Below are 9763 nucleotides of genomic sequence, written 5' to 3' on the forward strand. Positions count from 1 at the left end.
TAAAAAAAATATTCTTACTATTCCATATTTAAAAGGAACGCTCACTAACATAATCAAGATATGCAGTAATAGATTTCTTAATTTCTGGATTAGTAACATATTCATCGATAAAAATCATACACTCTTCATGAAGTCTATCCATAATCTTATAAGCATAGTTTATACCACCATTTTCCTTTGTAAACTGCACTAATTGTGCAACTTCTTCATCAGTTACCGTATGATCTTTTACTTTATATGCCAACTCTAACATTTCCTTATTATCAGTAGAATTTAAAGCATATATAACAGGCAAAGTGAGCTTACCTTCAACCATATCATTACTAGTTGGCTTACCAATTTCCTTAGAATCATAGTAATCGAAAATATCATCACGAATCTGAAAAATAAGTCCAAGTTTTTTACCAAATTCGCGTGCAGCCATAGTATCTTCATGTGAAGCACCAGCTGATTCTGCACCAATAACAGCACAAGCTTCGAAAAGAGCAGCCGTCTTCATACTAATAACATCATAATAAGCATCTTCAGAAATCGTTCTATTCTGAATATTCGATAGCTGAAGGATTTCGCCATTAGATAAAGTTCTACCCAATTCTGATAAATACCTTACTATTACTTCTGAATGAGTATAAGAGACATAAAGCAAAGCTGTAGAAAGTAAATAATCACCTACTAACACTGCAACCTTATTATTATAACTTGCATTAACACTAGCCTGCCCTCGACGCTCATCACTTTCATCTACGACATCATCATGTACCAAAGATGCAGTATGAAGAAGTTCGAGACCAACAGCTGCATTCAAACTCACATCAGAAACTTTGCCAAAATTTTTGGCCATAAGTAAGATGAGCATAGGCCGCATACGCTTACCCGCACGTTGCTTAATATGATCAAGAACCTGCGATAAGAGTCCGTCAGTATGACTCAAAGACTGGTTAAACAAAGCTACAAAATCATCTAAATCAATAGAAATAGAAGATTTGATGAGAGATAAATAATCCATTACTTCGTGAAATTTGATACAAAATTAATCAAATAATCTCGATTTATGGTATTTTTTTAGTAATTTTACGGGATAATATAAAATTATAATGGAAAAATTATTTCTTTTAGATGCCTACGCATTAATATATCGCTCTTACTACGCTTTACTTAGAGCTCCTAGAATTAATTCTAAAGGGTTAAACACATCTGCCATTATGGGCTTTTGCAACACACTCAACGAGGTATTGACAAAGGAAAATCCTACTTATATAGGAGTAGCATTCGATCATGGAAAGACTTTTAGACATGATGCATTTCCTGCCTATAAGGCTCAGCGAGAAGAAACTCCTGAAGATATTAAAGCCAGTGTCCCTATTATAAAGGATATATTACGTGCTTACAAAATTCCTATATTACAGGCTGATGGTTTCGAAGCAGATGATATTATCGGAACAATAGCTATTCAAGCTGGCGAAAAAGGTATCGACACATATATGCTGACTCCTGATAAAGATTATGGACAGCTCATACGAAAAAATGTAAAGATGTATCGCCCTCAACATGGTGGCGGATATGAAATTTTGGGCGAAAAGGAAATCGCTCAGAAATATGGTATCTCCTCCTCTACTCAAATTATCGATTTGCTTGCCCTCATGGGTGACTCTGCTGATAATTTTCCAGGCTGTCCCGGCGTAGGCGAAAAAACTGCTGCTAAATTGATTAACCAATTTGGCTCTGTCGAAAATCTTTTAAACAATACTTCTCAGCTCAAAGGCAAACTAAAAGAAAAAGTAGAAAACGCTGTCGAAGATATTAAGATGAGTTATTTCTTGGCTACTATCCGTACAGATGTTCCCACCGACATTAAAATGGAAGATTTAAAGCTGCAAGAACCTGATGCCGATAAACTTGATGAAATTTTCACTGAACTCGAGTTTAAGAGTTTCAAAAACAAAATTCTTAATAAATCAGAAAATAAGAAAAAAAATGCAATTCAAGAATTGGATTTATTTGCCGTAGAACAGACCGATGGTCAAACCATTTCTAAAAACGCGAGTTTTGAGACCATAAAAACACATTCTCATGAATACAAACTTATTGATAATGAAGAAGATAGTAAGATTTTATGTGACTTTTTATTGACATTTGAAAATCTCAGTCTAGACACAGAAACAACATCTACCAATGCTATAGACGCAGAATTGGTGGGTTTAAGCTTTGCTGTAGAAGAAAATAAAGCATTTTACGTTGCAATTCCTGCTGAAAGAGAAAAAGCTTTAAGAATAGTTAATATTTTTAAACCGCTCTATGAAAATAAGAAAATTCTAAAAATAGGGCAAAATATTAAATATGATTACGAAGTACTCTTGAATTATGATATTGAAATAAAAGGCAAAATGTTTGATACCATGATTGCACATTATCTTATCCAGCCCGAACTGCATCACAACATGGATTATCTAGCCGAAGTATTTCTTAATTATCAAACTATACATATTGAAGAGCTCATAGGTCCTAAAGGAAAGAATCAAAAAAATATGCGAGATCTCAACCCTAAGGATGTATATGAATATGCTGCAGAGGATGCTGATATAACATTGCGATTAAAAAATGTACTCGAACCAAAATTAGGAGAGGTAAAAGCCGAACACTTATTTTGGGAAATTGAGATGCCATTAGTACCCGTTTTGGCTGACATGGAAAGAAATGGCATATGCCTCGATACCAATGCTCTACAAGAAACTTCAAAAGTTTTCACAGAAAGAATGCGCAAATATGAAGAAAAAATATACGAAGAAGCTGCTGAAAAATTTAACATATCTAGTCCAAAACAAGTGGGAGATATTCTCTTTGGCAAAATGCATATCATGGAAAAGCCAAAGAAAACCAAGACCGGTCAATATGTAACATCTGAAGAAGTTTTACAATCTATAAGGGCAAAAAATCCGATTGTTGAAAATATACTTAACTACCGAGGTATGAAGAAGTTACTAAGTACTTATGTAGATAATCTTCCAACACTTATCAACAAACGTACAGGTCATATCCACACTTCATTCAACCAAGCATTAACAGCTACAGGTAGACTTTCTTCTAGCGACCCTAATCTGCAAAATATTCCTGTGAGGACTGACGATGGCAAAGAAATACGAAAGTGTTTCATTCCAGAACCAGGATGTTTATTTTTTTCAGCAGACTATAGTCAGATAGAACTTCGCATTATGGCTCATCTCTCAGGCGATGAGAATATGATCGAAGCCTTTCGAGAAGGTTTCGATATTCATCGTGCGACAGCAGCTAAAATATGGCACGAAGAGATAGATAAAGTAACCGACAGTCAACGTAAGAAAGCAAAACAAGCCAACTTTGGTATCATTTATGGTATCACAACCTATGGTCTAGCCCAACGAATGAACATCAGTAATAGCGAGGCTAAAGACTTGATTACTGATTACTTTAAAACTTTTCCTAAGGTGCAAGCCTATATGGAAAAAGCAAAAGAAGCCGCTCGAAAAAACGGCTATGCAGAAACCATTTTTGGCCGTAGACGCTACTTAGCTGATATCAACTCACATAATGGTACAGTACGAGGCTTTGCAGAGCGTAATGCTATCAATGCCCCTATTCAGGGATCTGAAGCTGATATTATAAAAGTTGCCATGATTAAAATATGGAACCGATTCCGCCAAGAAGGTATTAAGAGTAAGATGATTCTTCAAGTACACGACGAATTAAACTTCTCAGTCTATCCAGAAGAAAAAGAAAAGGTAGAACAAATTGTAATACAAGAGATGCAAAATGCCTTCCACCTTGATGTACCACTCACTGCCGATGCAGGATGGGGTAATAACTGGTTAGAAGCTCATTAATTTGGCTGTTTCGAAATTATATTGTAATTTTGCATACTGAATTTTAACGTTAAAAATCAAAGATTTAAAATAAAAATATGGCTTTAAAATGTGGTATTGTAGGCCTTCCAAACGTAGGTAAGTCTACTCTATTCAATTGTCTGTCAAGTGCTAAAGCACAAGCAGCTAACTTCCCTTTTTGTACTATAGAACCAAACTTAGGTGTCATCACCGTACCAGATGAGCGTCTTAACAAATTGGCAGAAATCGTACATCCAGGACGTATTGTTCCTGCTACCTGTGAAATCGTAGACATCGCAGGTTTGGTTAAGGGCGCCTCAAAGGGTGAAGGTCTTGGCAACAAGTTCTTAGGTAACATTCGTGAGTGCGATGCAATTATTCACGTTATCCGTTGCTTCGACAATGACAATATTGTACGCGAAAGTGGAGCTCCTGTTGATCCATTAGAAGACAAGAGTATTATCGATACAGAATTACAGTTGAAAGATCTCGAAACCATCGAGTCTCAACTGGCTAAGCAGCAAAAGATAGCAGCATCAGGCAACAAAGACGCTAAAGTTCTTGTATCTGTACTCGAAGCTTATAAAGCCGTTTTGGAACAGGGTAAAAACGCACGCTCAGTAACCTTTGAGAGCAAGGAAGAGCAGCAGGCTGCCCATGATTTATTCCTTCTAACAACTAAGCCTGTTCTTTACGTAGCTAACGTAGACGAAAACAGTGCTAAAAATGGTAACCAATACTCTCAACTCGTAGAGAAAATTGCCGCAGAAGAAGGTGCTGAAGCCCTTGTTATTGCTGCAAAGACTGAAGAAGATATAGCAGGTCTTGAAACATACGAAGACAAACAGATGTTCTTAGAGGAACTAGGTTTGGAACAAAGTGGTGTTAACCGTCTCATTCAAAAAGCTTACAGCCTTCTTAACCTGCAGACCTTTATTACTGCAGGTGAAATGGAGGTAAAGGCATGGACATTCCACAAGGGTTGGAAAGCCCCTCAGTGTGCAGGTGTTATCCACTCAGACTTCGAAAAGGGCTTTATTCGCGCCGAAGTAATCAAGTATGAAGATTATATCCAGTATGGCTCAGAAAGTGCTGTACGTGAAGCTGGTAAACTCGGCATTGAAGGTAAAGAGTATATTGTTCAAGATGGTGATATCATGCACTTCCGCTTCAATGTTTAATACCTAGGCTTATGTTTACAGATTTAGTAAACTATATAGTATGGAACCCAGACCCAATTATTGGCTCTCTAGGTCCTATTACATTGCGTTATTATTCGCTCTGCTGGATTATCGGTCTAGCGCTTGGCTATGTACTCATGCAGAAGCTATATCGCCAGCAGAAACTCTCAGATGAACAGTTTGAACCACTCTTTATCTATATCTTCCTCGCAATTCTGCTAGGAGCACGCTTAGGTCATTGTCTCTTCTATGAGCCAGACTACTTTCTAAGTAGTGGCACTCATCTCCTCGAGATGCTTCTTCCGGCTCGATATGGCGCTGATGGTAGTTGGCACATTACAGGTTATGAAGGACTTGCATCTCATGGTGGTGTTTTTGGACTCTTTGTCGGACTTTGGCTCTACTGTCGCAACTTTAAGGTTCCAGGATGGGTTGTACTCGATAATATGGGTATCTGCTCAAGTATAACAGCTTTCTTTATCCGCCTCGGTAACCTCATGAATTCAGAGATTATCGGCAAAGTAACCGACGTACCATGGGCCTTTATTTTTGCCCGTGTAGATGGCTACCCACGCCACCCTGGACAACTTTATGAGGCTATCTGTTATCTACTCTTTTTCTTCATCATATTGATAATATACAAGAAGAAGGGTACTCAGAGTATAGGTTCTGGGCTCTATTTTGGTCTCTGCCTTACCTTGATTTTCATTGCACGATTCATTATTGAGTACACCAAAGAAATTCAAGTTGCATTCGAGTCAAGTCTACCTATGGATATGGGGCAAATTCTCTCTATTCCACTCATTATTATCGGTGTATATAGCATTGCCACAAGTGGTAAGAGGATGAAATTAAAAGAAGTTATTCGTAAATAACCATCATTATACTATATATCATAAAAGGCGTACCCATGAAGGGATACGCCTTTTATGATTATTTGCCTGAAACAATTTTCTTAATTTCATTCAGTTTGTTGAGAGCTTCTACAGGTGTAAGATTATTAATATCTAAACCAAGTATCTCATCACGCACCTGACAGAGTATAGGATCATCAAGTTGAAAGAAACTAAGTTGCACATCCTGTTGGGTTGAAGCGATCTTCTCTACCTGAGGTCGCCCTACACTACCCACATTTGAATTTTCATTCTCTAACTGTTTCAATATTACATGAGCACGCTTTACTATACTCTTCGGCATACCAGCAATTTCTGCCACGTGAATACCAAATGAATGGTTACTTCCTCCCCTTTCAAGTTTACGTAAGAAGATAACCTTACCATCAACTTCTTTCACACTTACATTATAATTCTTGATACGTGAGAAAAGCTTTTCCATCTCGTTAAGTTCATGATAATGAGTAGCAAAAAGAGTACGGGCATTAGCCGATGAATGTTCATGAAGGTATTCCACAATAGCCCATGCAATAGAGATACCATCATATGTAGAAGTACCCCTCCCCAACTCATCAAAGAGTACCAAACTGCGAGGAGTAACATTATTCAGAATATTAGAAGCCTCTGTCATCTCAACCATAAAAGTAGATTCTCCCAAGGAAATATTATCAGATGCACCTACACGAGTAAAGATTTTATCCACCAAACCAATTCTAGCACCTTCAGCGGGTACGAAACAACCTATTTGAGCTAATAATACGATAAGGGCCGTTTGACGCAGTAGTGCTGATTTACCAGCCATATTCGGACCAGTTATCATCATCACTTGCTGTTTATCATTATCTAGATACACATCATTAGGCACATACTGCTCTCCTATTGGCAACTGTGTTTCGATAACAGGATGTCTCCCCTGCTTGATATCTATAATTTCAGAATCATCTACTACAGGACGCACGTAATGATTTAACTCTGAGATTGCAGCAAAACTCAACAAACAATCGAGTTGAGCTATCAGGTTAGCATTAATCTGAATCTGAGGAATGAAAGCCTGCATATCAACTATTAACTCGCTAAAAAGTTTTGCTTCAAGCGATAAGATACGCTCATCAGCTCCAAGAATCTTTTCTTCATACTCCTTGAGCTCCTGAGTAATATAACGTTCTGCTTGAGCTAATGTCTGCTTACGAATCCACTCAACTGGAACTTTATCTTTATAAGTATTTCTTACCTCTAAATAATAGCCAAAAACATTATTATAGCCCACTTTTAACGAACTAATACCAGTCTTCTCAGTTTCCTGTTCCTGTATCTTCAACAGATAATCTCTACCATTGCGACTAATACTTCTCAGCTCATCAAGCTCAGCATTATAACCATCTGCTATAACATCACCCTTATTCACAAGCTGTGGTGGATCTGGCTGTATTTCCTGCTCAATCCTATTTTTTAAACTCTCACAAAGATTCAGCTGTTCTCCTATTCGCTTCAAATCTTCGTTCTTAGCATAAAGACAGGCCGTCTTTATCGGTCGTAAGGCATCTAATGCAACTCTTAATTGTACTACTTCACGAGGCGATACTCTACCAACTGCCACTTTTGAGATAATACGCTCTAAATCGCCTATACGATGCAACTGATCATCTATGCACTCACGAAATTCTGGTTCACGAAAGAAATACTCTACAACATTCAGTCGCTCATCAATAGGCTTTACACTCTTTAGAGGGAACACAACCCATCGTCTCAACATACGTCCACCCATTGGCGTAATGGTATGGTCGATAACTTTCAACAAAGAACTACCCTCCTCCTGCATCGGAGAAACAAGTTCTAAACTTCGTATCGTAAAGTTATCCATACGTACATATTTTTCCTCTTCAATTCTAGAGAGCGAAGTAATATGATTAATATGAGTATGTTGTGTAATTTCAAGATATTGCATGATAGCACCACTTGCAATTACACCATTTTTGAGATGTTCTACACCAAAACCCTTCAAGTTTTTAGTACCAAAATGCTTTAAAAGTTTTTGGAGAGCCGTCTGCTCAGTAAACACCCAGTCATCAAGTTCAAAAGTAACTAGTTTGGTACCAAAAAAACGTTCAAAATCTTCTTTTTTGGCACGATCATACAATATTTCCTTCGGCATAAAGTTACCAATGAGTTTTTCTACATAATCATAAGTACCTTCTCCTGTGAGAAATTCACCAGTTGAAATATCAAGAAAAGAAATGCCACAAGCATTCTTACCAAAATGCACTGCAGCCAAAAAATTATTTTCTTTATAATTCAGGACATTATCATCGAGGGCGACACCTGGCGTAACCAATTCTGTTATACCACGTTTCACCATCTTATCCATCTCTGTAAGGCCTTTCTTTCCTTTCAATGCCTCCCGTTTCTTTTTGGGATCTTCCAACTGATCACATATAGCAACACGCTTACCTGCACGAATCAACTTAGGCAAATAAGTATCAAGGGCATGATGTGGGAAACCTGCCATTTCCATCTGCCCTGTATTACCACCATTATTTCTGCGAGTCAAAGTAATTCCCAATACTTTAGAGGCTTCTATAGCATCGTCACCATATGTCTCATAGAAATCACCACATCTAAAAAGCAAGAGCGCATCAGGATGTTGGGCTTTCATCGAGAAGAATTGCTTCATCATCGGAGTAAGTCCTGAAGTATCTTTAGCCATAATATTTATTGATTTAGGCTACAAAATTACTCAAAAAGAGAATAAACACAAAATTATAACTCATTTTTCTCTGTTCATTATCTATCATGCATAAACCTACATAGACTTTTTATAGTATATAACCATCTCTATCCTCCCTTCCACTACTATTTAAAAAGAATGTTACAATTTCCAGAAAACATCAAAAAATATCATTAATTTCTAACATCGTAACCATTCCATCTAGAAAAAAATAAGCACAAATAAAATGAAATAATTCATTACATGATTTTGAATATCGAATGGTAAAATTCAAAAGCTTAACTTTTAGTGATTAAAAGGAAAGCTTTTACCTTTAAATTTTATTGAATAATTTGTAAAATAATTTAGATAAAAAATACATATTTCAGAAGAAGGTCACTAGATTTTCCAAGGAAGACGATCAGCAATAATACGCACCTTCGAAACATAGCGAGGATCCTCAGCATAACCGATACGACGAAGAAAAAGATAATAATCACCTGAATTATACTTATACTGTACATCATCACGATAAGCCTTTACACTCTCCTTCCAATTATTAAATTCATAATAGCTTCCATCAGAAGGATGACGAAGACCAAATAAATTATGATGCGTAAGACATACATGACTAGAAAAATTACCCGTTTCAAGAATGGCCTGCGCAACGACAATCTTCTTGAAAAGTACACCATATTCTTCAAGGGTTTTGTAAAGATTTTCAATAGTCAACTCTTCCCCATTATCATCTACCTCACCTTCGATAACATATTGTGGCGGAAATTCCAATATCTCAGGATGCAGAAAAGATCTATCATTGATTGCTTTCTGTGGAATCATATCTTGAGCTTGCGAGCTCAAAACAAACACGCCGAACACGCAAACCATAATAAGACGAAATAAAAATATTTTTACCTGCATACCACTAATATAACGCTAGTTACTCTTTTTTAGTATATACTAAAAAAGAAATATTTAGCTATAAAAAAATATTCTATGGATTATTAAATAATATTTAACAAATACATTCATCCATTATATGATTTATAGATTTTTCTATCCATTGATAAAAGTAACAAAATAAATAAATGAAACCAAAACTAATAATCCTTTTTATAAAGATGTGAA

At 36.6% G+C, this 9763-nt stretch carries 6 protein-coding genes; 3 read left to right on the forward strand and 3 right to left on the reverse strand.

Features of this window, described 5'->3' with window-relative positions:
* Positions 1 to 28: 28 nt before the first annotated feature.
* Complete coding sequence (locus L6471_RS14070; protein ID WP_006282779.1) at positions 29 to 1006, reverse strand: polyprenyl synthetase family protein; 978 nt, start codon at positions 1004 to 1006, stop codon at positions 29 to 31.
* Positions 1007 to 1094: 88 nt separating this feature from the next.
* Between L6471_RS14070 and polA the strand changes: the two genes are divergently transcribed.
* The 3 genes from polA (at position 1095) to lgt (ending at position 5913) form a co-directional block, all read left to right on the forward strand.
* Positions 1095 to 3857 carry a DNA polymerase I gene (gene polA / locus L6471_RS14075; protein ID WP_094448281.1) on the forward strand — a complete coding sequence of 921 codons (2763 nt, stop codon included), beginning with the start codon at positions 1095 to 1097 and terminating at the stop codon, positions 3855 to 3857.
* A gap of 77 nt (positions 3858 to 3934) precedes the next feature.
* Complete coding sequence (gene ychF, locus L6471_RS14080; RefSeq protein ID WP_006282781.1) at positions 3935 to 5038, forward strand: redox-regulated ATPase YchF; 1104 nt, start codon at positions 3935 to 3937, stop codon at positions 5036 to 5038.
* Positions 5039 to 5049: 11 nt separating this feature from the next.
* A complete protein-coding gene (gene lgt, locus L6471_RS14085; RefSeq protein WP_006282782.1) occupies positions 5050 to 5913 on the forward strand; it encodes a prolipoprotein diacylglyceryl transferase in 864 nt (287 codons plus the stop codon).
* A 58-nt stretch (positions 5914 to 5971) separates the two neighbouring features.
* On the opposite strand, the gene mutS is transcribed toward lgt, so the two are convergent.
* Together mutS and L6471_RS14095 are read right to left on the reverse strand one after the other, a co-directional pair.
* Positions 5972 to 8635: a DNA mismatch repair protein MutS gene (gene mutS, locus L6471_RS14090; RefSeq protein ID WP_094448282.1), complete on the reverse strand. Its 2664-nt coding sequence runs from the start codon at positions 8633 to 8635 to the stop codon at positions 5972 to 5974.
* A gap of 399 nt (positions 8636 to 9034) precedes the next feature.
* Positions 9035 to 9475: a glucosaminidase domain-containing protein gene (locus L6471_RS14095; RefSeq protein WP_006282785.1), complete on the reverse strand. Its 441-nt coding sequence runs from the start codon at positions 9473 to 9475 to the stop codon at positions 9035 to 9037.
* Positions 9476 to 9763 lie beyond the last annotated feature (288 nt).

It is taken from the genome of Segatella bryantii, from assembly GCF_022024215.1.
Taxonomy (GTDB): Bacteria; Bacteroidota; Bacteroidia; order Bacteroidales; family Bacteroidaceae; genus Prevotella; species Prevotella bryantii.

Excerpts from the sequence above, each read along its gene's own strand:
- mutS (WP_094448282.1), bottom strand. The coding sequence starts at position 8,635 with ATGGCTAAAGATACTTCAGGACTTACTCCGATGATGAAGCAATTCTTC.
- ychF (WP_006282781.1), top strand. The coding sequence starts at position 3,935 with ATGGCTTTAAAATGTGGTATTGTAGGCCTTCCAAACGTAGGTAAGTCT.
- polA (WP_094448281.1), top strand. The coding sequence starts at position 1,095 with ATGGAAAAATTATTTCTTTTAGATGCCTACGCATTAATATATCGCTCT.
- L6471_RS14095 (WP_006282785.1), bottom strand. The coding sequence starts at position 9,475 with ATGATTCCACAGAAAGCAATCAATGATAGATCTTTTCTGCATCCTGAG.
- L6471_RS14070 (WP_006282779.1), bottom strand. The coding sequence starts at position 1,006 with ATGGATTATTTATCTCTCATCAAATCTTCTATTTCTATTGATTTAGAT.
- lgt (WP_006282782.1), top strand. The coding sequence starts at position 5,050 with ATGTTTACAGATTTAGTAAACTATATAGTATGGAACCCAGACCCAATT.